General features: G+C 37.5%; 22 protein-coding genes and 1 riboswitch. Of the genes, 11 read left to right on the top strand and 11 right to left on the bottom strand.

Going from position 1 to position 21,626, the window contains the following annotated elements:
- Window positions 1–120: 120 nt before the first annotated feature.
- Window positions 121–1,779 (top strand): FAD-binding dehydrogenase, encoded by a 1,659-nt coding sequence (locus H9650_RS12595; protein WP_191697367.1) that lies wholly within the window; start codon window positions 121–123, stop codon window positions 1,777–1,779.
- A 104-nt stretch (window positions 1,780–1,883) separates the two neighbouring features.
- On the opposite strand, the gene H9650_RS12590 is transcribed toward H9650_RS12595, so the two are convergent.
- Window positions 1,884–2,693 (bottom strand): serine hydrolase, encoded by an 810-nt coding sequence (locus H9650_RS12590; RefSeq protein ID WP_191697366.1) that lies wholly within the window; start codon window positions 2,691–2,693, stop codon window positions 1,884–1,886.
- 93 nt (window positions 2,694–2,786) lie between these two features.
- On the opposite strand from H9650_RS12590, the gene H9650_RS12585 reads away from it, so the two are divergent.
- A complete protein-coding gene (locus H9650_RS12585; protein WP_191697365.1) occupies window positions 2,787–3,689 on the top strand; it encodes an AraC family transcriptional regulator in 903 nt (300 codons plus the stop codon).
- Window positions 3,690–3,896: 207 nt separating this feature from the next.
- Here the strand turns inward: H9650_RS12585 and H9650_RS12580 are convergent, their stop codons facing one another.
- Entirely contained in the window at window positions 3,897–5,129 is a 1,233-nt protein-coding gene (locus tag H9650_RS12580; RefSeq protein ID WP_186318230.1) for an MFS transporter, read from the bottom strand.
- 102 nt (window positions 5,130–5,231) lie between these two features.
- Window positions 5,232–5,420, top strand: a riboswitch (cobalamin riboswitch).
- 228 nt (window positions 5,421–5,648) lie between these two features.
- Here H9650_RS12580 and H9650_RS12575 point away from each other — a divergent pair.
- A complete protein-coding gene (locus H9650_RS12575; RefSeq protein WP_191697364.1) occupies window positions 5,649–5,867 on the top strand; it encodes a hypothetical protein in 219 nt (72 codons plus the stop codon).
- Between the two features lie 347 nt (window positions 5,868–6,214).
- Here the strand turns inward: H9650_RS12575 and H9650_RS12570 are convergent, their stop codons facing one another.
- Window positions 6,215–6,391, bottom strand: a complete 177-nt coding sequence (locus tag H9650_RS12570) for a hypothetical protein (RefSeq protein ID WP_169361273.1) — start codon at window positions 6,389–6,391, stop codon at window positions 6,215–6,217.
- 334 nt (window positions 6,392–6,725) lie between these two features.
- Between H9650_RS12570 and H9650_RS12565 the strand changes: the two genes are divergently transcribed.
- The 5 genes from H9650_RS12565 (at window position 6,726) to H9650_RS12545 (ending at window position 12,190) form a co-directional block, all read left to right on the top strand.
- Window positions 6,726–7,643, top strand: a complete 918-nt coding sequence (locus tag H9650_RS12565; protein WP_191697363.1) for a metal ABC transporter solute-binding protein, Zn/Mn family — start codon at window positions 6,726–6,728, stop codon at window positions 7,641–7,643.
- Between the two features lie 11 nt (window positions 7,644–7,654).
- Window positions 7,655–8,404, top strand: coding sequence for a metal ABC transporter ATP-binding protein (locus H9650_RS12560; RefSeq protein WP_144540116.1), 750 nt, complete (start codon window positions 7,655–7,657; stop codon window positions 8,402–8,404).
- A 15-nt stretch (window positions 8,405–8,419) separates the two neighbouring features.
- Window positions 8,420–9,313 (top strand): metal ABC transporter permease, encoded by an 894-nt coding sequence (locus tag H9650_RS12555; protein WP_191697362.1) that lies wholly within the window; start codon window positions 8,420–8,422, stop codon window positions 9,311–9,313.
- Complete coding sequence (locus H9650_RS12550; protein ID WP_144540119.1) at window positions 9,306–10,193, top strand: metal ABC transporter permease; 888 nt, start codon at window positions 9,306–9,308, stop codon at window positions 10,191–10,193. Before H9650_RS12555 ends, H9650_RS12550 begins: the two co-directional genes overlap by 8 nt.
- A gap of 71 nt (window positions 10,194–10,264) precedes the next feature.
- A complete protein-coding gene (locus tag H9650_RS12545) occupies window positions 10,265–12,190 on the top strand; it encodes a GTP-binding protein (protein WP_191697361.1) in 1,926 nt (641 codons plus the stop codon).
- Between the two features lie 101 nt (window positions 12,191–12,291).
- Here the strand turns inward: H9650_RS12545 and H9650_RS12540 are convergent, their stop codons facing one another.
- From H9650_RS12540 to H9650_RS12530, 3 genes are read right to left on the bottom strand one after another with little or no spacing between them, the layout of a single operon-like run.
- Entirely contained in the window at window positions 12,292–12,900 is a 609-nt protein-coding gene (locus H9650_RS12540; protein ID WP_144540123.1) for a methyltransferase, read from the bottom strand.
- 21 nt (window positions 12,901–12,921) lie between these two features.
- Complete coding sequence (locus tag H9650_RS12535; protein ID WP_144540125.1) at window positions 12,922–13,983, bottom strand: CapA family protein; 1,062 nt, start codon at window positions 13,981–13,983, stop codon at window positions 12,922–12,924.
- Between the two features lie 24 nt (window positions 13,984–14,007).
- On the bottom strand, window positions 14,008–15,207 hold the full coding sequence (locus tag H9650_RS12530; RefSeq protein WP_144540127.1) for an MFS transporter: 1,200 nt from the start codon (window positions 15,205–15,207) through the stop codon (window positions 14,008–14,010).
- Between the two features lie 480 nt (window positions 15,208–15,687).
- Between H9650_RS12530 and tatC the strand changes: the two genes are divergently transcribed.
- Window positions 15,688–16,452, top strand: a complete 765-nt coding sequence (gene tatC, locus H9650_RS12525; RefSeq protein WP_144540129.1) for a twin-arginine translocase subunit TatC — start codon at window positions 15,688–15,690, stop codon at window positions 16,450–16,452.
- A gap of 102 nt (window positions 16,453–16,554) precedes the next feature.
- Window positions 16,555–16,758, top strand: coding sequence for a twin-arginine translocase TatA/TatE family subunit (gene tatA, locus H9650_RS12520; RefSeq protein ID WP_154312031.1), 204 nt, complete (start codon window positions 16,555–16,557; stop codon window positions 16,756–16,758).
- Between the two features lie 57 nt (window positions 16,759–16,815).
- On the opposite strand, the gene H9650_RS12515 is transcribed toward tatA, so the two are convergent.
- The 3 genes from H9650_RS12515 to H9650_RS12510 form a co-directional block, all read right to left on the bottom strand.
- Window positions 16,816–17,523 carry an EAL domain-containing protein gene (locus tag H9650_RS12515; protein ID WP_318245414.1) on the bottom strand — a complete coding sequence of 236 codons (708 nt, stop codon included), beginning with the start codon at window positions 17,521–17,523 and terminating at the stop codon, window positions 16,816–16,818.
- A gap of 135 nt (window positions 17,524–17,658) precedes the next feature.
- Window positions 17,659–17,814: a hypothetical protein gene (locus H9650_RS20480; protein ID WP_225216061.1), complete on the bottom strand. Its 156-nt coding sequence runs from the start codon at window positions 17,812–17,814 to the stop codon at window positions 17,659–17,661.
- 209 nt (window positions 17,815–18,023) lie between these two features.
- Window positions 18,024–19,190 (bottom strand): TraB/GumN family protein, encoded by a 1,167-nt coding sequence (locus tag H9650_RS12510; protein WP_144540133.1) that lies wholly within the window; start codon window positions 19,188–19,190, stop codon window positions 18,024–18,026.
- A 328-nt stretch (window positions 19,191–19,518) separates the two neighbouring features.
- Between H9650_RS12510 and H9650_RS12505 the strand changes: the two genes are divergently transcribed.
- Window positions 19,519–19,857, top strand: a complete 339-nt coding sequence (locus tag H9650_RS12505) for a heme oxygenase (protein ID WP_144540135.1) — start codon at window positions 19,519–19,521, stop codon at window positions 19,855–19,857.
- Window positions 19,858–19,916: 59 nt separating this feature from the next.
- On the opposite strand, the gene H9650_RS12500 is transcribed toward H9650_RS12505, so the two are convergent.
- Window positions 19,917–20,624: a GNAT family N-acetyltransferase gene (locus tag H9650_RS12500; protein ID WP_191697360.1), complete on the bottom strand. Its 708-nt coding sequence runs from the start codon at window positions 20,622–20,624 to the stop codon at window positions 19,917–19,919.
- 11 nt (window positions 20,625–20,635) lie between these two features.
- Entirely contained in the window at window positions 20,636–21,610 is a 975-nt protein-coding gene (locus H9650_RS12495; RefSeq protein WP_144540139.1) for a sensor domain-containing diguanylate cyclase, read from the bottom strand.
- Window positions 21,611–21,626: the final 16 nt, after the last annotated feature.

Raw genomic sequence — 21,626 nt, 5'->3', positions numbered from 1 at the left:
TCACTTTTCAAAGTCTGTTATCATAACCCGATAGTTAATTAGCATAATAAGGAAGTATACTAGTATTAGGTTAATTATTTTCAGAACTATTTGTATACTTATAAAAAAGGGGATAGGAGAATGAATTTTGATGTAATTGTGGTTGGAGCAGGATTAGCTGGGCTAGTTGCCACGACCGAACTAACCGATGCTGGGAAGCGGGTTTTGCTATTAGACCAAGAACCAGAAAGCTCTCTAGGCGGACAAGCCTGGTGGTCATTTGGAGGGCTCTTTCTTGTAGACTCACCTGAGCAAAGAAGAATGGGCATTAAGGATTCCTATGAGCTTGCTTGGCAGGACTGGTTAGGAACGGCAGGGTTTGATGGCGATAATGAGGAAGAATACTGGGCAAAAAAATGGGCAGAGGCTTATGTACGTTTTGCCCATGAAGAAAAAAGGGCCTGGTTGCATGAAAAAGGGGTTCGATTCTTTCCGGTAGTCGGATGGGCAGAGCGAGGAGGATATTTAGCAGATGGGCATGGCAATTCAGTTCCTCGGTTCCATATTGTTTGGGGCACTGGTCCCGGCATCGTCTCTCCTTTTGAAAAACGTGTGCGAGAAGCAATGTCAGAGGGGTTAGTTACTTATAAGCCACGTCATCGAGTAGATAGTCTACTTACTAATAATAATGGAGTGACTGGTGTAGGCGGATCTATTTTAGTGGCAAGTAACGTAGAAAGAGGACAAGCCAGTTCAAGAGAAGTGATTGATCAGTTTGAGTTCTTTTCTAAAGCCGTGGTAGTTACAAGTGGAGGTATTGGAGCTAACCATGACCTAGTTCGTCAAAATTGGCCGAAACGCCTTGGACCCCCTCCTCTTAACATGATTTCAGGTGTTCCAGAGTATGTAGACGGCCGAATGATGGAAATTGCAGAAAAAGCCGGTGGTCGTTTGGTCAATAAGGATCGAATGTGGCACTACACTGAAGGTATTAAGAATTGGAATCCAATATGGAAGGAACACGGAATCCGTATCCTGCCTGGTCCCTCATCCATTTGGTTGGATGCAGAGGGCAATCGCTTTCCCGCGCCAAACTTCCCTGGCTTCGATACATTAGGTACATTAAAGGCCATTCAAGATACTGGATATGATTACTCTTGGTTTATCCTCACAGAAAAAATAATTGAAAAAGAATTTGCATTATCTGGCTCAGAGCAAAATCCTGACCTTACTAAAAAAAGCATCACACAAGTGCTAAAACGTATTTTACCTGGCCCGACTGCTCCAGTTAAAGCTTTCATGGATAAGGGAGAAGACTTTGTCGTCGCTTCAAATTTAAAAGAACTCGTCGAAGGAATGAATAAAATTACCGGCAATAGCTTGTTAAATTACGAAAATATAGAAAAGCAGATTATAGCTCGTGACCAGGAGATGGATAATAAGTTTACAAAGGATCTTCAAATCACTGCCTTAAGAGGATCTCGTCATTACATTGGAGACAGGCTTATTCGTGTAGCAGCTCCTCATAAAATATTGGACAGTAAAAATGGTCCCTTGATTGCTGTTCGTTTGAATATTCTAACCCGAAAAACATTAGGTGGTCTCCAAACAGATTTAAGCGGTCGTGTCCTAAATTCAGAAGGATACCCTGTTCCTGGCCTCTATGCCGCTGGTGAGGTCACAGGCTTTGGTGGCGGAGGAATGCATGGATATCGTTCTTTGGAGGGAACCTTTTTAGGAGGCTGTCTTTTCACAGGAAGAGAAACAGGGAGAGCTTTAGCCAAAGAACTATCCGAATGAACATATAAAAAACTTTGACCATCAATCAGTCAAAGTTTTTTCCTTTTATACAGTTTCTTTTTCTTTTAAGAATATTAATATACACACGAAGGAATAGTTATTCTCTATTCTTCTTTACACAAGTACTGATATATTTCATAGCCTATTTGAGAAAGAATCCTTTTGGCGAGAACGTCATCCTCCTTCTCCGAAAGCACGGTTGCAACTAATTTTCTATCTCCTACAAAAAATATTCCCACATCATGTCGAGTACCCGGTATCCAACCTCCTTTATTTGCCAATTCCCAAGCAGGCATCCCATTATCAAAGTTAGAGTATGGAGAAGGAAGCTTCTCTGGTAAACAATCTCTCATCTGTTGTTTTTTCATGATTTCTATCATCTGCTTGCTTGCTTGTTCACTAACAATCTCTCCTTGAGCCATTTTAGTCAGCAAGATACCAACATCTTTTGCAGCAATACGATTTGTGCCATGTGGATTTGGCTTACTCAACATAAGCTTGTTATAAAATGTACTATGTTCCATACCAGCTTCTTTCATCGTCTGTTGAATATTTTCTACTCCAACTAAATCTATTAAAAGATTCGTTGCTGTATTGTCGCTTTGAATAATCATCAGAAGCATGATATCTGATAGTGATAGTGAAGTACCTGGAGTTAAATGCTGAAGAACTCCAGAGCCCCCCACACACTCATCCTTATCCAGTATTATCCAATCAGATAATGATAGTTCAAGACGTTCCACCGCTCGAAAAACTGCAACCATTATTGGTACCTTAATCACACTCGCTGCGTAAAACAGCTCTTGTTCATTGTATTCCCACTTATCTCCTGAATTTAAATCCTCTAATACAATTCCCCAAGTTCCCTTGGAAGGTTTAATCAACTTTTGAACCTTACTAATAAGCTCCTCCACTATCCATCCCCCTCTAGTCAATCTCTATCTTTTATTATAGACTATTATATATTATATTTTTTGAAAATTTAAATTTTATGGAGAGTATTTTACATGACGCAACTATTACTATTACAAAAGGTAATTGACTATATAGATGATCATATTAAGGAAGATATAAGTACTGATACCCTATCAAAGCTTATCGGTTATTCTCCCTTTCATTTTTCTCGTATTTTTCATCAAACTATTGGTTATACACCGATGGATTATGTACAAAAAAGGAAGCTACAATATGCTTTGGTAGATTTGGTAAAGGGAAAAAGGATTATTGATATAGCATATGAGTATGGATTTGAAACACATGCCGGCTTTACTAAATCATTTAAGCGCTGCTTCGGGAGTCCCCCAAGCCTATATAAGATGCACTGTCCCATTTCATTACCACAAAGGCTATGTTTGGAAAGTCTTCTACAAAAGAAAACAGGAGGAATAGTTCTTCAGCCTAAGATTCTTTCTATGCCTTCTTTTACAGTCGCAGGAAAAACGTTTGAAACACGCTTACAGAATATAGCCTATACAAGAGATGCTCCTGCCTTTTGGGATCAAAGAATATCTTCCGAAGAATCTATTGAGACCACTCTATATCATCTCCTGTCCCCTAAAAAGCATGGTGAGTACTGCTTTAATCTAAGTGGACCTGAGCTAGAAGATCATTTCACGTATTTATTTGCGGTAAATTTTGACGAGGGAACAACGATACCAGAGGGAATTCTTAAGTTTCATGTCAAAGCTTCTACATATGCGGTATTTAAAACACCCATGGTTCCAAAAGAGCAATTTGTTTCCTCTATCAAGGGAACTTGGCAATATATTTTAGAGGACTGGCTACCAGACTCTCATTATGAAGTAGATGAAGATAGCTATGATTTTGAATACTATGATGAACACTGCCATGATTGGGAGTACGACAAAATCTACATGGAGATATACCTTCCGGTTAAGGAGAAACAATAAATATAGAACAAGTTTATTTTCCGATTTAGGCGGTTGCTTTTAGCCGGGGAAGATCCAGCTCAAACAAGCATATGTAGAATTCCTTTCTATTTGCTAAATAGAACTGGTTATCAATACTCCATCAGGCTTCCTCCATACAAAAAGACCATGAACATAGTTTTGTGTTCATGGTAGCTAAAATTTATATACCTGCTGGTCTTTATATTGTTATTCCCGACCCTTAGCTTTCTTTAAAAGTATGTGATATAAAAACAGGACTGGACTTAAAATTACGGCACTTACAATGATGGCAGTCCTAATGGCAAAGGTTGTGGCAATATATCCAATAACAGGCCCACCACTTATTTGTCCAATGGCATCCACTTGACCTTTGACTGAGAAAAACGTTGCTCGAGTCGAGGAATCTGGAATGATTTTATTTAACCAAATATCCTCCAATGGGTACATTACTTTTCGACTCACTTGAATTAAGACATAGCAAATAAACAAGCCAATGAAATACTTCGAAACTGCAAAGCCGATTAATGCTACCACTATACTGAAGCTACCAATAAAAAGACCGATATATATCGTTCGCAGATCCTGATAAATTGTACTTTTATTTAGAAAGTGAAGTATTGCAAATGACACGAGTACTATCACCAGCTGAATACCACCAGTCAATAACACTAGCTGTTCATTTGGCAAACTGGTTATTCTAGCCATCTCCAGTAGATGGGTAAGCCACAAACGATCAAAGCCCTCGCTATAAAAACCTATAAACAGAGCAATTAGAAATAGCATTCGCAGGATAAAGCTTGCTTTTGAATAATGAATGATTTTCCCTAAACTCTCTTTCATTGTCTCCAATGTATTAATTCTTTCAGTTATTTTTATTGGTTTAAAATGATTCTCTTTCATAAAAATTATAAGAAAAATAGCCAAGCCTATCATACATACGCCTCCCATAATAATAGGAAGATTAATCATGTAGTAACCGGTTAAAATACTTAACGGAATAGCAATTAATTGACCCAAATTTCCAGCCTTAGCTCCCCTCATATATGCTAAAGAGGCCTTCTCTTCTCCTATTTCATCTGCAATCCAAGCTTGCTGTGATCCGCTTGTAAAGGTATAGCCTATCCCCCATGCCACCTGGGCCAATAAAACCGTTATAAAATAAGGAAACAAACCCTCCAATAAAAAACCCGTCCCTATCAAAAAATAACCAATAATAATGGACAGCTTCCGACTTTTTAAGTCAGATATGACGCCTGTTGGAATTTCAAAAAGAAATACGGTTAGCTCTAACACAGTTCCCACTAAAACAAGCTGCAACGGATCCAGCTTAACAACGCTTACTTGATACAACAGATTGACTGTAAATATATAAGTAAAAAATAATTGCGATAGAAAGCAAATATGAATATACAGCCGATACGAATCTTTCATTCTAATCATTTCCCTCACCTCTCTATTGATTATAAAAAGGGAAACCATCGGCCGCTTATCCAAATTTGCTATAATGAATACCTTTCTTTATGTTATAGTGAAAGAACAATTAAATAATGTGTAGATTTAGGTGTTCTTTTGTTAGCAAGAGAACTTAAAAGGGAAGTTCGGTGAAAGACCGACGCTGTCCCGCAACTGTAAATGGGAGCGATTCTTTATAAACCACTGTAAGGTTACTACGGGAAGGAAAGAAGAGCGATGAACATGAGCCAGGAGACCTGCCTATTTCAAGTACACACCACAAGCCTACGCGGATAGGGGGTGTTAAGTGCAGCTATGTACAAGCAATAGCTTGAAAATACTGTCGTACGAAAAACATAATAAAATCACTGGAGCTATTGGGCTCCTGTTTTCAGCGTGGATTTTATTGAGTTTCCAAGCGTACTGACCATTAAATCATACTAACTAGCATCTTCTTTTTTATAAAAGAGGATGCTTTTTTATGTTAAAGGCGAAAGGATTTTGAAAATGAGAAAAGAGAATTTTATTGAACAATATAAACAAGTATTAATGACAAATTATGTTGCAAGTACATCAATATCTCTGCAGTCTATCTATGAAGAAATGAAAAAAGAAATTGAACTTAGTTCAACCTGGAGTATGAACGAAAAAAATATTTTTCTTCAAAATCTCATTGATGCCCATCATCAGATTAAAAATGAAATTTCAGGGAAATTGGAGGAATAAGTAAAGCGCATTCGCACGCTTCCAAAATGGTTTTGCCAATATTAACTTTGAAAAAAAGAATATATCTAAATTCTAGCTCCATGAACCCAGTGTTCAATTTATTTGGTTCGTCCAACAATCATCAGTCATTGTATCTATTTATCAAACCAAAAGGCTCTCTTCTATTGGAGTGGCAGGCGGAGACTCCAGTGGAGGATCGCAAGCCACGGGTACCGCTCGCCGCGCCGAACGCATCCGCCTAAAGCTAAATCAAGCATGTCCCGAGTCATTTCAATACAAGTAGGATCTAAATTAAGGATATAAAAAACGAACCAAATGAGATTAATCATGTGGTTCGTTTTTTTGATTTAAAGGTCTTGGTAATCCCTTTGATATTTCCCGCCGTCTTTAACTTCTGAATGGTACAAAGCTTTAAGAGCAAAGCTTTTTTCTAGGTCATGCTCCTTCATTACTTCCTTCAATCTTTTTGCTAAGTCAGGACTAAATTTTACTAGCTCTTCCATTTTAGATTTTGAATATTGCATATCGTTACCTCCCTACTATCATTGTTCATACAGTATAGCACTTGTATAAAATACATACGAAAAAATAAAGGTTTTTCGAGTATCTCCTTTTTTGAATTCTTTCTAAACAAAATGCCCCTCACTTGCGTATTCTGCCCCAGATTTTCTTAACAACATATAGTCACCTTTTTTTCATTTTTACATAAAGTACTTTGACAATTCAAAAAAGAAGTGTTAACCTATTGAACAAATCTTTCCTTAAGGAAATTTATTATCATAAAAGAAAATAATATTTTTTTAGTCTAAAAGTTTCCTGAAGGAAATACTTTATAATAAAGGAAAAGGAGTGTGCTAAGTGAAAAAGATCTTATTTTTATTTATTGTGGCTGTTTTATTGGTTGGGTGTGGTAACAATAACGCAGGGGGTTCTGGGGAAGAAAAACCACTTGTCGTTACAACTACAGGGCAAATTGCAGATGCCGTAAGGATAATTGCTGGAGATTCTGTGGAGGTAAAATCCTTAATGGGCCCTGGTGTAGATCCACATCTTTATAAGGCTACTCAAGGCGATTTACAAGTATTAGAGGATGCAGATATTATTTTTTATAATGGTCTAGCTCTTGAGGGGAAAATGAGTGATATTTTTGAAAAAATGCAGAAGGCCAAATCTGTAGTGGCTATTGGAGAAGTCGTTCCGAAAGATAGAATCTTAAATGACGAGGCTCATCCAGAATTATTTGATCCACATATTTGGTTCGACATTGAGGTTTGGAAATTGGCTACCCACGAAATCACAAAATCACTTACGGAGGAATTTTCCACTGATGGAGATCAGTTTGCAGAAAACGAAAGAAAGTTCTTTGAGGAACTAGATGAGCTAAATGGTTGGACGAAGGAACGCATTAGCGAAATCCCCGAAGAGCAACGGGTTCTTGTTACCGCTCATGACGCCTTTAATTACTTTGGTGAAAGCAATGGGATGGAAGTTCGAGGATTACAAGGTCTTAGTACAGATGCTGAATACGGTCTAAAGGATATACAGAATATCGTTAATTTCTTAGTAGAACAAAATATTAAAGCGGTCTTTATCGAATCCAGTGTGTCAGACAAAGCCATGAATGCTGTAATTGAAGGTGCGAAGGAAAAGGGACACACCATACAAATTGGAGGAGAACTGTACTCGGATGCAATGGGAGCTGAAGGTACAGAAGAAGGAACTTATATCGGAATGTATAAGCATAATGTCAATACGATTGTTGATTCACTAAAATAGGAGGTAGCAAAATGAATGCATTACAGGTAAAGAGCTTATCTGTTGCTTACGAGGAAAAAGTTGTGTTGAGCAACATCAGTCTAACCATTCCGAAGGGACTAATCACAGGGATTATTGGACCAAACGGAGCAGGGAAATCTACATTGATTAAAGCCGTGCTAAATCAGCTTCCAAATAAAACCGGCTCTGTTGCAATATTAGAGCGTCCGCTGAATCCAAAGGATCATATTGTTGGATATGTTCCTCAGCGTAATGCCGTAGATTGGGACTTTCCAACAAATGCATTAGACGTAGTATTAATGGGCCGATATGGACATATCGGCGTGATGAGAAGACCTTCTTTAAGAGACAAACAAATAGCGCTGAATTGCTTAAGAAACGTAGGAATGGAAGCATTTGCAGAACAATCAATAGGGCAGCTTTCCGGAGGGCAACAACAGCGTGTGTTTTTGGCTAGAGCTCTGGCACAGGAAGCGGAGGTTTACTTCATGGATGAACCATTTGTTGGAGTAGACGCTGCAACTGAAAGAACAATCATTTCCATCTTGAAGGAGTTAAAATCACAAGGAAAATCAGTGTTCGTCGTTCATCATGACTTACAGACAGCAGCTGATTATTTTGATTGGATTGTGTTATTAAATAAAACAACTATAGCTTCTGGTCCTACCGAGGTTACCTTTACACCAGATAACCTACAAGAAGCATACGGTGGTAAGCTATTTTTTATGGATCAAGCTAAGTCAGGAAAAAATGACTTATGAAAGAGGTGACTATTAATGTTATCCGGTAATCTTCTTTGGGTTCTCACTGGAGCTATTCTTTTAGGGGTAGCAGCCGGTTTAAACGGTACATTTGCTTTTCTTCAAAAGCAAAGCTTAGTAGGAGATGCAGCCGCTCATGCTGCACTTCCTGGTATTGCCCTTGCTTATTTAATTTTTGAGAAAAAGGATTTGCCTATCCTCATGATAGGCGCTGCTATCACTGCTGCACTTTCTGTATATATGATTCAATGGATTGTGAATCATTCTAAGCTGAAGGCTGATGCCGCTATTGGATTAATATTATCCGTCTTTTTTGGAATAGGCATTGTATTAATAACAATTGTTAACCAAAGTGGCACTGGTAATCAAAGTGGTTTAAATGACTTTATCTTTGGTAAGGCAGCAACGATGGCAAAAAGTGATCTTATTTGGCTATCTGGCAGCGCCGTATTAATAATCCTTATGTGCTTGTTGTTCTTCAAGGAATGGAAGCTTATGATTTTTGATCCCATCTTTGCAAAGGGGATTGGATTACCTGTGGAGCGTTTACGTACGTTGTTGACCGCATTGACTGTTTTGACAATTGTTACCGGTATTCAGGCAGTAGGGGTTATTTTAATGGCAGCCATGCTTATAATACCTGCAGCCGCTGCAAGATTTTGGTCCAGTCACCTTGCTATAATTTTGGTCACGAGTGCCTTTTTTGGGGCTTTATCGGGAGCTCTCGGCACTATGATTAGCTCTCTACGTACTGGCTTGTCCACTGGGCCAATAATCGTTTTAGTAGCCGCAGCTTTGTTTTTAATATCTTACTTTCTCGCTCCAACAAGAGGGTTACTTTCTAAAATACGTAAAAAGCGTTCATTTAAGCGGCAGCGCATAGCCCAAGAGGTGACAAGCAATGAATGAATTTTGGGTTCTTTTAACTGGCTCCCTTGTCGGAATTACTTGTGGCCTAACGGGGGTCTTTCTAATCCTCAGAAAAACTGCCATGATAGCGGATGCCATTAGTCATACAGTGCTGTTTGGAATTGTAGTTGCCTTCATGGTTACACAATCTTTAAATGGCGTTTGGATGCTAATAGGTGCGGCTCTCGCAGGGCTACTGACCACTTTTCTAGTACAGGTGCTTCAATCAGGAGGATTGCAGGAAGACGCGGCTATAGGGGTAGTATTTACTTCACTTTTTGCCTTAGGGGTATTATTAATTACCTTGTTTGCAGGAAACGTTCATTTGGATGTGGAGCATGTACTAATGGGTGAAATAGCATTTGTTCCTTGGGATACTTGGAGTATTTTAGGGTTTGAAATGCCAAAAGCGGTTTGGATGCTATTATTTGTACTATTCCTTAATATTGCTTTTCTAGTTTTATTTTATAAAGAAATTAAACTCTCTACCTTTGATCCTGTGTTCGCTTTATCCATTGGGTTACCTATAATGGGGATGCATTACTCTTACATGACACTTGTCTCCCTTACGACTGTCGCTGCGTTTGATAGCGTGGGGGCAGTATTGGTTGTTGCTATGCTCATCGGACCTGCTGCTACTGCTTATCTAATGAGCAAGAGCGTTCGCGGGATGATTATATGGAGTATGACTTTTGGTATTACAGCAGCTATATCTGGATACTATTTGGCAAAGCTTTGGAACACCTCTATTGCAGGTATGATGGCCGCTATGATTGGCGTTCTATTTATGTTCGTCTTTCTGTTTAAGCCTCATGACGGTTGGGTTTGGAAAGCTGTTAATCGAATGAGGGCAAATGGCTCCAAGGTTCTTTCTAGATAGCACACTCTCACCTTTTGTTTATCCTCCCTTTTGCTATAATACAAGGAAGGACGTAAACAAAAGGTGATATTATGCATAAAACTATAGGAATTCTAGCACACGTCGATGCGGGAAAGACCACTTTTTCAGAACAGCTACTCTTTCATACGAAAACAATTAGACAACGAGGTAGGGTCGACCATAAGGATTCCTTTCTTGATAGTCACTCCATAGAAAAAAACAGAGGTATTACCATTTTTGCTGACCAAGGGGTTTTTTCCTATAATAATTCTACTTATTATATTATCGATACACCGGGTCATGTAGATTTTTCTCCTGAAATGGAGCGAGCTATCCAAGTCATGGACTACGCAATCATCATAATAAGTGCCGTTGATGGAATTGAAGGGCATACAGAAACAGTTTGGCAGCTGCTTCGAAAACATAAAATACCTACCTTCTTCTTTATCAACAAAATTGATTACGATGATACTAATCCTGATGCTGTTTTACAGGAGATTTTTGCTAACTTATCGGAGGATGCTTGTCACATAACTAATAGCTATACGGAAGAATTAATTGAATTTATCGCTGAGCGAGATGAAGTTCTTTTGGAAGCTTACATGGAAAATGGATTTGATGAACTACTTTGGACAAAGAAGTTCAAGCAAATGATTGAGGAATGTATCGTATTCCCTTGTGCGTATGGCTCAGCCTTAAAAGATATTGGGGTGTTGGATTTTTTAGAATCTCTCGACAAGCTTACAGACACACACTACAACATCGACCGAGCTTTTACAGCCCAAGTATATAAGATACGGCATGACGAGAGCGGGAATCGTGTAACCTTTCTAAAGGTCTTAAGTGGAAAGATGAGAGTAAGGGATGAAGTGAAAATTGGAAGTGAGCATGAGAAAATAACACAGCTGCGTCAATATAACGGCAGCAAGTTTAAAACAATTGATGAAGCTAATGCCGGTGAACTAGTTGCTGTAACAGGATTAACTGCTGCTTCTATTGGAGATACAATTGGTGCTAATCAAAGTAAGACCCATTTCGATTTGATACCCACTTTAAAGTCAAAGGTAATCTTTGACGATTCCATCCATGTAAAAGAGGTACTAAGATCCTTTAGGCTACTAGATGCTGAAGACCCCTCCTTACGGGTTTATTGGGATGAGTATTTTCAAGAGATTCATGTGCACGTTATGGGTGTTATCCAGCTCGAGGTACTAGTACAAATAGTGAAGGAGCGCTTCCACTATAATGTAACGTTTGGAGAGCCTAAAATTCTTTATAAGGAAACAATCGAAGCACCCGTGAGAGGCTATGGGCACTTTGAACCCTTAAAACATTACGCCGAGGTTCACCTTCTGATCGAACCTATAGGGAGAGGATCTGGGCTGACTTTCGATAATATTTGTCACGCCAATGATTTGTCTATAGGTAACCAGAATCTTGTGAAGCACCACCTTTTAGAGAAGGATCATCATGGAATACTTACGGGCTCTGCACTGACCGATGTTAAAATCACTTTACTGACCGGAAGAGGTCATAATGAACATACCTCTGGTGGCGATTTTAGAGAAGCAACCTACCGAGCCTTACGACAAGGATTAGAAAAGGCTCAAAATATCCTTCTGGAACCTTTTTATGACTACAAAATCAAAGTGGATATGAATTTAATCGGAAGAGTTTTGTCGGATGTTCAGCAAGCTCACGGGACATTTGAGTCTCCAGAAAATACTGGTGATAAGGTTATTATAAAGGGAAGGGTTCCTGTAGCTACTTTTATGAACTACAGCACTACCTTCGCCTCCTTTACTCACGGAAAAGGAACGCTTAGCCTTTTATTTGGTGGCTATGACCGATGCCATAACCAAGAGGCAGTAATAGAAAGAATTGGGTATAACAAAGAGGCAGATCCGGAATACACCTCCACCTCTATCTTTTGTGCAAAGGGCACCGGATATAAGGTTCCTTGGCAGGAGGCAGAAAAAGCGATGCATTGTCTCTAAGAATTCGATACATCTAAAACTACCAGACATCTTTGAAGAAGCTACCCACAGATTTAATACACAAAAGAGGAAGAATCTTAAAAACAGATTCTTCCTCTTCTTTATATTTCATAGCGATAAATCATAAAACGTTCATTGTGATTTTGTTCGTAAAGCTCTGGTATTCGTATTTCTCTCCAAAGAGTGAAAGCAGTTGCCTCCTCCAAAAACTGAAGATATTCCGGGGTTGGGTAGTAGAGAATAATATCAACTGTTCGCTCCACTTCCTCTAATGACACTAAAATATTATGAACAACCTTTTGAAATATAGGAGTAGAGAAGGGATTAAAAAAATAGAAGCAGTCTTCCTGTGAGTCTATTTTGTATTCCTCGGCCAAGCAGCATTCAAATCTAATGGAAGCTCGAGTTGGCTTAGCTTTTTCCATATACTTCATGAGGTTTTCCATTGACTCCTGATAAAGCTGTCCATTCATCTCTATTCCAGTTACAGAAATGTTATAAAAATAATGGACATAAAAAGGAAATCTACCTTTTCCACAGCCGAAATCTACCATTCTATTAGTAGCCTTCCAATCATACAATTCAAACAATGTTTGTAATGCGCTATATGGGGTTGCCTCATAACGATTATAATGGGAGGACTGATATTGCCATTCTCTCATTCCAGCTGTCTGTATTCTTAATAATCGCTCATAGTCTGACTCGTTCATCCCAACCTCCTTGATTCTTTTTTATTCACCAAAAACATGTTGCTGAACCCAATCGTTTTTTTGACTGTTAGCCTCTTCAAGCAAAGACACCTTAAAAGGTTCTCCCTTTGAGACAATCGTCCCTATAAATGAAGGATTTTCAATACGGATCATCACTTTATCCTGAACCACTCTTTTCGTGATTTGTAGCCTAGCAATTCCACCGATATTGGTACTGTCAAATTGTTGAGCACTAAAAAAATTACCTAGTGAGTAGAATACATGGGTATCTCCTTTGCTAGTGGATATTTTTTCATAGGGCTGAACAACATGAGGATGGTGACCAAAAATAATGTCTACCCCCGCATCAGCCAACCATTGCGCCAGCTCTTTTTGAGTTTCATTGTTCCTTAGGGCATACTCTTCTCCCCAATGAATGCTCATTACTACAACATCCACCTTTTCCTCTAAAGCTTGAATGTCTTGTTTCATTTGTTCACGATCTATTATATTTACTAAGTATTCTTTACCCTCAGGGATTCGATGGCCATTTAATCCATAAGTATAATTTAAAAAACCTAATCTTACATCCTTTACCTCAAATATTCTATCGGTTTGTTGGTCTTCTAATGATTTATAGGCTCCCATATAAGGCATCTCGTTTGCTTTCATTGACTCAATAGCAGCTAATAAACCAGCTTCCTTTTGATCTAGCGTATGGTTATTTGCGCAGGATAATAAATCGACTCCAGCGGCTTTGAGATCCCTAACGATATGAGCAGGACTAGAGAAATTAGGGAATCCAGACAAACCGAATGACGTACCTGCTGGTATAGACTCCTGATTTGCTAGCAAGAAGTCTACTCCTTGCATCTCTTTTTCTACCTCCTGAAAGGAAGGTAAGAAGCTAGAATATTCATAGAGGGGACTGTGCAATAAAACATCTCCTACCATACCAATCTCTATCTGACTCTCTTTATACTCTTGCTGAAAATTGGTTACGTGTTTACCTTGAAAGTCTTCTTTAAAGGGATTAGTTATTTGCGCATTGAAAAAAGACAAAACAATGATAAATACTAATAGAAAAGGGAGTAAAATTTTCATGAAGTAGACCTCCTTCTATCATCTTTATCTATTTCGTTGTCGAATATACACATAGAAAAATCCCCCAGCACCTAACAATCGTAAACACGAATTAATTGTCATTGCCGACTCCATTCCAACCATCTCTAATAAAATAATACCCACTTGAGGAGCAACAAACGCAACTAACGCCAATAAAACATTATATGTTGTAATACAATACGTTCTAGACTGTTCCGGTGACTTTTCTAAAAGTAAATTAAATAAAATGAGCACAGTTCCTGAAAGAAAAAAGCCTGACGTTGTTTGAATCATAGTTAAGTAATATAGATTGGTAGACAGCACGACGAGAAAAGGAGTAGTAGCCATACCTATTGCTGCCCATATAAACATCCGCAAATTGCTGTATTTATCTGCCCAGCGTTTCCATAAAGGAAATGTAAAAAACTGCATTAGCATACTACCTACCGAAAACATACTAACCCAGAAAATAGTAGCCCCCGCTATTCGCACGTTATATATATTAAACAAGCCCCAAGCCATCTGCCAGGCAAAGTTAAAAAACAGTGCCGCTCCTAAAAAAGATACGTAATTGGAGTCTCGAAAAATAGACCAATCCATCGATTTCTTCTTTAGAAGACTCTCTTCTACCCGAACAGGTTCTTCCTTATGTTTCATGATAAAATACACTTCTAAAATTCCAAATAATAAGGCTACTAAAAACAAAATTTGATATGCCCCTGTACTAGCAGAAGCCTCCCTCATTACGATACCGATAAATAAAGTAGCTATAAGTCCTACTAATGTCAGTAATCTATTACGATCACTAAAAAATTGTCCTCTTCGCTCCTCTTCAATCATCCCACTGATGAACGTCTGCCAGCCGATATTGGCAACCGTATTGGGCACGCTGATTAAGGCGATAATAATTAGAAAGGACCACGCCTGCATAGAATGGGACGGTAAATAACTGACTAATACAATAAATACGAAACATAATCGTGCAAGCAAAATGGAACCAGCGACAATCTTTTTTTGTGTGTAAGCTTTGTTTAAAAGAATAGCTGCTGGCACTGTCATTAGCAAAGCGATTAACGGAGGAAGGGAACTGATTAAGCCAACCTGATAATTAGTTGCCCCTAAAATAGTAATAGCAAAAATCGGGAAAAAATTATTAGAAAAGTTTAAAGCAATAGTAGAAGCCATACCATGGTAAATACTGACCTTCTCGTTATACGTTCTCATGCTTTCATTCCGTCCATTTCATGTGAGATAGATAGAATTATATACTTCCTTTTCAGGAAAACAAGAGTGTTTATACAAATATTTACCTGGCGATAATAAAATATAAATGAATAAAAGATAGAGACTAACCGACTATATAAATTGTTTCTCGAGAATACTTAAGTCAGAGTAATTTAAGTGCGTAAAAGTCATGAGAATAATTTCAACATCATGATTGGAGAATTATTTTAGTATATTTCTTCATAAAAAGTACACAAAAATGCAACTTTGAATATTTCATTTTTTTTATTAAACCCTTAGAATATAAGGAGTTATCAGTTTTTCCCTTATATAACAAATATAAAGTTATCTAGTTTACAAATTCATGGGAAAGAGTATAATGGGTAGTTGGTACAGGACAAACATGTAACAAATTGCTTTTTAAGTACTAAATATAAACACAGCTTCCCTTTGTTTAAATAAGATGGGGTGATAAACATAATGGCAATTCCGCAAGAGCCAGAGCTAACGCTTGTAGAACATTTGGCTGAGTTAAGAAAAAGGTTAATTGTAATTGCGGTAACCTTTGTCCTATCTCTTGCCTTAGGATTTTGGATGGCTCCTAAAACATTAAATTTCCTAAAACAACAGCCTACAGCTGCACACGTAGAATGGAACATTTTTGGCTATACCGATGGACTGCTAATTTACGTTAAATGTGCATTAGTTTTAGCCATTTTAGTAACTTTGCCCATAGCTATGCACCAAATATGGCTATTTGTTAAGCCAGGTTTGTTGGATAAAGAAGCAAGAGGTACGATTTACTTTATACCAGTCTCTTTTTTCCTATTTCTGGCCGGTATTAGCTTTAGCTACTTTATTTTATTTCCTTTAATGTTAGACTTCATGTCTAATATTAATGAGTCTATAGGTGCCACAGAAACCTATGGAATGCAGCAATATTTTACATTTATGTTCAATTTAATTATTCCAGTTGGAATAGTTTTTGAGTTACCAGTAATTATTTTATTCCTTACGAAGCTAGGGATTATTACTCCAGATCGACTACGAAAGATGCGAAAAGTTTCGTACTTTGTATTAGTTGTTGTAGGGGTATCTATTACGCCTCCTGACTTCATTTCTGATTTCATCATTATCATACCTTTATTGTTATTGTTTGAAATTAGTATTCTTGTATCAGCTTGGTCTTACAAGCGTCGGTTAGCCAAAGAAGCTCTTTTAGAAAAAGAACTTGAGGAAAACTAATGTGAATAAGCTTTACTAGCATGCTACAATAGCATTGCACACATAACTAACACTCATGTCACTTGAATAGATAGACAATTATATCCATTAGGAGGAAATAACATGCCAAATATCGGCGTACCAGGTTTAATAATCATTCTAATCATTGCATTAATCGTATTCGGTCCATCTAAATTACCTCAATTAGGTAGAGCAGTAGGACAAACACTTAAAGAATTCAAAAACTCTACAAAGGACATTGTGGACGATGTAGCAGAAGAATTTAAATTAGAAGACAAAGATACAAGTGCTAAAAAGAAAGCATAAAAAAAAAACCGAGCATATTATTGCTCGGTTTTTTTTTTATAGCTTTGGTTACTTAAACTATTTAGAATCTTCCAGAGGATGTGGGAGAGGTTTCCCAAAATAGTATCCTTGAAATAATTGATATCCTTTCTTTTTTAACCATTCCCAATCTTCTTTTTCTTCTATCCCCTCTGCCAATGGGATGGAATAGATTTCTTTAGCTTTTTGTAGAAATTGTAAAGCAACTTTTTGTTTCTCTATATTGGTAGCTACTCCTTGAACATATTTCATATCTAGCTTCATATAGTGAGGCTTAATCTCTTCTAACATTTGTAGCGTACTATGCCCTTCTCCTACATCATCTAATGCATATTGAAACCCTCTAGCTTTATAAAAGGCCATAATCTTTTTTAAATGATTGATATCCTCTACTTTTTCTGTTTCAACAACTTCAAAAACTAAGTTTCCAGGATTAACACCGAGGCTATTTGCTACCGCAGTGGTGGATCTTAGACAATGCTCGGGAGAGTATATAGAAGTAGGTATAAAATTTATAAATGCTTTTGTATTATCTAGTTTTGCTGCGTACTTTACTGCTGTCATTCTACATATCCGATCTAAAGCATATAAACGTCCTCTCTCTTTAGCAGCGCCAAAAACTTCTCCAGGATATAGGATATCCCCTTCCTCATCTAAAAATCGAGAAAGCATCTCATAGGCATAAATATTTTTCTCTGCATCTACAATTGGCTGATAGTAGCAAATTACTTGTTCATTCTTAATCACCTTGTCAATCCACTTAACCTCTAATATTTCCTCTATTTTATGGAGAGGTTTCCAGTCTTGATTAGGAACTCGAAAGGAAATATGAGAGATATCCATATGGTCTTTACTAAAGTCTATAAAATCCTGCGCATCATCTTATTTAAGAGTAAAATAACGGCCGTTCTCTTCTAATCTTAATGCCCTATTTTGGATAAAATCCATTACATCTGGCAACACTTGAAAATTAGTTTCACCTTCGATTTTAAACTCTAATACTAAGTCTCTTACCATACAGCCACTACATTCCACCATTAATCCCTCCGACCTATCGTTTATCCCCAAAAATTAAGCATTTTTTCCTGTTAAATAATATTATAGTAGAACTTATCTGCCAATCATAATCAGAAGTCTTCCATACTTTTAAAGATACATGATGTTGATACATCATAACCAAAAGAGAAATCTATTGCTTAAAAATAGAAAAAGGAGGAGCGAAGTGACCGCTACTCCTTTAGTGATAATTATAAGTTTTTAAAGAACACTCTGATGACATCGGCACCACCGATTATTGTACCAAGAGAACCAAATAAGTTAGTTAGAACTAAAACGAGTAATACACGTGTAACTTTATTCTTCCAGAACCCTTTTATCGTAAACACGTCCTCGGACAGTCTCTCAAAGTCGCCAATTGTAGGGCGTTTCATATAAGCTTGGACCAACCCAGAAAACCAACCGGAGGCTAATATAGGATGCAACGCTGTTATTGGTGCCACTATGAACGCTGTAACAATTGCTAAAGGATGTCCTAAAGCTACAATTGCCCCAATTGCTGCCATCGTTCCCGTCCAAATAATCCAGCTCCATGCCTGATCCCATCCTGCTGTTGGGTTTGCTATAAATGTATACGCGATCAATGCAATGATAAGGATAGGAAGCGACCACCCAATTATTTTAGGTAAAATTGATTTGGGTGGGACTGTAGAAAGTCTTTCTAAATCCTGATGTTTGTAAATTTCTTTTGTAATACCAGGAACATGTGCCGCTCCTAATACTGCTACAATTTTTTTACCCGGGGCTTCCTTAATTTTTTGAGCTAAGAACTGGTCTCGTTCATCAATTAAAGGTGTTTTCAGCCTTGGAAATGACTCTGTAAATTCTGCAAGTACTGCATTTAAAGTGTCCTGCGATTTCATCTTCTCTAGCTCTTCTTCGGAAATGGTGTCTTTACTAAAGATGCTATAGAAAACCGATGTAAGAAGCTGAGACTTACCTAACCAACCAAGATTATGCCAGATACGAGAGAATGTTATTTGGATATTACGGTCAGCTAGTACAAGTTCTGCTCCGGTTTCTTTTGCACTTTCAATTCCTTGAATCATTTCTTGGCCTGGTTTAATGTCGAACTGCTTGGCCATACGATTTTGGAAGGAAGAAATAGCTAAGTTCATCAATAATAAAGTCGCTTTCTTCTCTTTTATGATTTTAAAAATATCTGTTTCTTTCCATTTGTTATTATCAGTAATAGATTGATATCTTTGTTCATCTAACTCTATACACACGGAATCAGGATTTTCTTTTTCAATCACTTCTTTAACCTGCTCAGCGCTCAACCTAGAGACATGAGCAGTACCAATTAAAATAATTTCCTTGCCATCAACCTCTAAACGAGTTATATTTGCTTCCGACATAAACTACTTCCTTCGTGTAAATGTATTTCTTTTACATAATCGTCTGTTTATTGATTATGAAAAGTCTTGTATCTATAATAATGAAGCACTTGAGCATAAAATTCAATTTGTTTATGTGAAAAAGCTAGAAGATCTAATCATATTCTTACTAGGACGTATCTAGCTCTCCTCCTTTTAGTAGAATTCATGCTAGCTCGTCTGCTTTACCCCTTAAGCTTCCCCATTAAAAGATCTCCCGATGAATGTCTGTTTAGATACTATGAAAAGATATATCGTATAGGAAATGTTATAATTACACTGACAAATAAGTAAAAAAGGAGAATGTCTAATGATTATCGTAACAAATCGTATTAAAACAAAACCAGGATTTGCTGAAAGAATGGCTCCAAATTTTACAAAGCCAAGCCCACTTCAAGAAATGGAAGGCTTCATCAAAGTAGAGGTTACTATTACACAAGGTACAACTGAATATGATGAAATGAATGTAAATATGTATTGGGAAAACGAAGAAGGTTTCCAAGCTTGGAGAAATAGTGATATCTTCAAGGAAGCCCATAAACGTCCAGAACCTGGTTCTGCTGAAGCTTCTAAAGAATCTCCGCTATTAGGAAGTGAATTAATAATTTCTAAAGTGGCTTCTACTGTAGAAGCTATTTCCACTAAATAAGTAATATTAAAAGGAGCGAGTGATTTAACATCACATGCTCCTTTTTGCTTAACCTAGTTTTATTTATCTATCCGATAAATTCCTTTTTTATCTCTTAATATGCAGCCATTTGCTTGGAAAATTCTTATCATATATTCATTGTTTTCGTCTGTACTTCCTACATAATAAGTGGCGTTCATTTTTTTTAATAATTCTAGAGAATACAGATGAAATACTTTTCCGAAACCTTTGCCTCTCTGTTCTGGTACTACTCCAAAGTAAAATAGCCTGCCTTCTTCGACCGTTCCGTCTTCTATATGCGGAATACTAATACCCATGGGTTCTTCACCTTTAAAGAAAATATGACAATAATGACGCCAATTAGATCCTAGCTCATTCACAAAGGCTTCCATTATCTGTTCAATGGAAAATAAATTATTTTTGTTTGCAGAGCCACTTCTGCATTTATCGTATAATAGAGCAAATTCCTCGTCTGCGAGCGAACTTCCTGAAAGAGTTACCACATGAAAAGCATCATCTAGAGTAAAATTTTCATCTAGTAGACGTGTATATTCCACAATAGAGGAAACCTTATGAAAGCCTTCATTCATTAGCTGTTGTTCGTATTCTTCAACCATTAGAAGGGAAAGGTAATTCACCTGTTCGTCCTTCCAATCTTTTAAAAGACTTTTCAATTTTGACCAGTATTCATCTTTAGACATATCCATCTTTATTTGGTCAGCTAACCAATATTCCTGGTCTTTTTTAATAACACTAAAAGCAACCATTTATATTCCCCCTATAAGTCGTTTATATGGGTAACTCTATTTCGACCATTCCTCTTAGAATAATACAACGCATGATCAGCCTTCTCCACCACTGTTGTACGAGTATCCTCTGACGTGTAAGTTGCAACTCCTACACTTATCGTAATTTCGTCAATGGGCCAAGTAGTCTTTTCAATTTCCAACCTTAAACGTTCCGCCTGATGGTTAGCCTCTTGTGCATTTGTTAGTGGGAGAAGAACAATAAATTCCTCTCCGCCGTATCTAAGCACCGTATCTTTCGGACGTACAGTTTCTTCTGCTATCTTGGCCAACCTTTCTAGCACCTGGTCTCCCATCGCATGACCCCAAGTATCGTTGACCTGCTTAAAATGGTCAATATCTATTAAGCATAAGGAAAAGGACTGTTTGTTCTGCTCAAATTGCATAATCATCTCTTCTAGCTTGATATGAAAATAACGACGATTTTTTAAACCAGTCAATTTATCCGTTATGGCTAATTTCTCTAGCTTACCATTTAGTTCAATAAGTCTTTCTTGCTTTTCCTCTATTTCCTCATGCAATTCCTCTAATTTAGAAAGCGCCAGTTCCTTTTCTCGGAACGCTTCCTCCAACTGTTTTTTTGCTAGTCTAATTTCTTGTTCATAGCCTATTCTCTTCCCCATAGAAACCATTACACAATCAATTACCTCTATACCTTCTCGATTTGCTTTTTTTCCATTTAACAATACTGGAACGCTTTGACCATCCTTATGCAGTAGACTTAGAAATAACTCTTCGACGTGTCCGTATAATCGAATATAGGGATAAAAATAAGTATGAAATATAAACTTATTAGTCTTAGACATAATTGTTTCTATATGCTTTTGAGCAATCTCTTCATACATAAACCCTGTCATTTGAAGGAAGGTTTTATTCATATCGATTAGCATACCTTCTTGGCTGATAGTAACGTAACCACAAGGCGCAAGATTTAAACGCTCATCCATACATATACCATTCCCT

Origin of the sequence: Psychrobacillus faecigallinarum (assembly GCF_014836595.1) — a bacterium.
Classification (GTDB): domain Bacteria; phylum Bacillota; class Bacilli; order Bacillales_A; family Planococcaceae; genus Psychrobacillus; species Psychrobacillus faecigallinarum.
Note: the sequence above shows the minus strand (reverse complement) of the source record. Positions and strands in the feature narration are given on the sequence as shown.

What these genes read in the sequence shown, in the direction of transcription:
- H9650_RS12595 (WP_191697367.1), top strand. Translation starts at nt 121, where the DNA reads ATGAATTTTGATGTAATTGTGGTTGGAGCAGGATTAGCTGGGCTAGTT.
- H9650_RS12585 (WP_191697365.1), top strand. Translation starts at nt 2,787, where the DNA reads ATGACGCAACTATTACTATTACAAAAGGTAATTGACTATATAGATGAT.
- H9650_RS12580 (WP_186318230.1), bottom strand. Translation starts at nt 5,129, where the DNA reads ATGATTAGAATGAAAGATTCGTATCGGCTGTATATTCATATTTGCTTT.
- H9650_RS12575 (WP_191697364.1), top strand. Translation starts at nt 5,649, where the DNA reads ATGAGAAAAGAGAATTTTATTGAACAATATAAACAAGTATTAATGACA.
- H9650_RS12570 (WP_169361273.1), bottom strand. Translation starts at nt 6,391, where the DNA reads ATGCAATATTCAAAATCTAAAATGGAAGAGCTAGTAAAATTTAGTCCT.
- H9650_RS12560 (WP_144540116.1), top strand. Translation starts at nt 7,655, where the DNA reads ATGAATGCATTACAGGTAAAGAGCTTATCTGTTGCTTACGAGGAAAAA.
- H9650_RS12555 (WP_191697362.1), top strand. Translation starts at nt 8,420, where the DNA reads ATGTTATCCGGTAATCTTCTTTGGGTTCTCACTGGAGCTATTCTTTTA.
- H9650_RS12550 (WP_144540119.1), top strand. Translation starts at nt 9,306, where the DNA reads ATGAATGAATTTTGGGTTCTTTTAACTGGCTCCCTTGTCGGAATTACT.
- H9650_RS12545 (WP_191697361.1), top strand. Translation starts at nt 10,265, where the DNA reads ATGCATAAAACTATAGGAATTCTAGCACACGTCGATGCGGGAAAGACC.
- H9650_RS12540 (WP_144540123.1), bottom strand. Translation starts at nt 12,900, where the DNA reads ATGAACGAGTCAGACTATGAGCGATTATTAAGAATACAGACAGCTGGA.
- H9650_RS12535 (WP_144540125.1), bottom strand. Translation starts at nt 13,983, where the DNA reads ATGAAAATTTTACTCCCTTTTCTATTAGTATTTATCATTGTTTTGTCT.
- H9650_RS12530 (WP_144540127.1), bottom strand. Translation starts at nt 15,207, where the DNA reads ATGAGAACGTATAACGAGAAGGTCAGTATTTACCATGGTATGGCTTCT.
- tatC (WP_144540129.1), top strand. Translation starts at nt 15,688, where the DNA reads ATGGCAATTCCGCAAGAGCCAGAGCTAACGCTTGTAGAACATTTGGCT.
- tatA (WP_154312031.1), top strand. Translation starts at nt 16,555, where the DNA reads ATGCCAAATATCGGCGTACCAGGTTTAATAATCATTCTAATCATTGCA.
- H9650_RS20480 (WP_225216061.1), bottom strand. Translation starts at nt 17,814, where the DNA reads ATGGTGGAATGTAGTGGCTGTATGGTAAGAGACTTAGTATTAGAGTTT.
- H9650_RS12510 (WP_144540133.1), bottom strand. Translation starts at nt 19,190, where the DNA reads ATGTCGGAAGCAAATATAACTCGTTTAGAGGTTGATGGCAAGGAAATT.
- H9650_RS12505 (WP_144540135.1), top strand. Translation starts at nt 19,519, where the DNA reads ATGATTATCGTAACAAATCGTATTAAAACAAAACCAGGATTTGCTGAA.
- H9650_RS12500 (WP_191697360.1), bottom strand. Translation starts at nt 20,624, where the DNA reads ATGGTTGCTTTTAGTGTTATTAAAAAAGACCAGGAATATTGGTTAGCT.
- H9650_RS12495 (WP_144540139.1), bottom strand. Translation starts at nt 21,610, where the DNA reads ATGGATGAGCGTTTAAATCTTGCGCCTTGTGGTTACGTTACTATCAGC.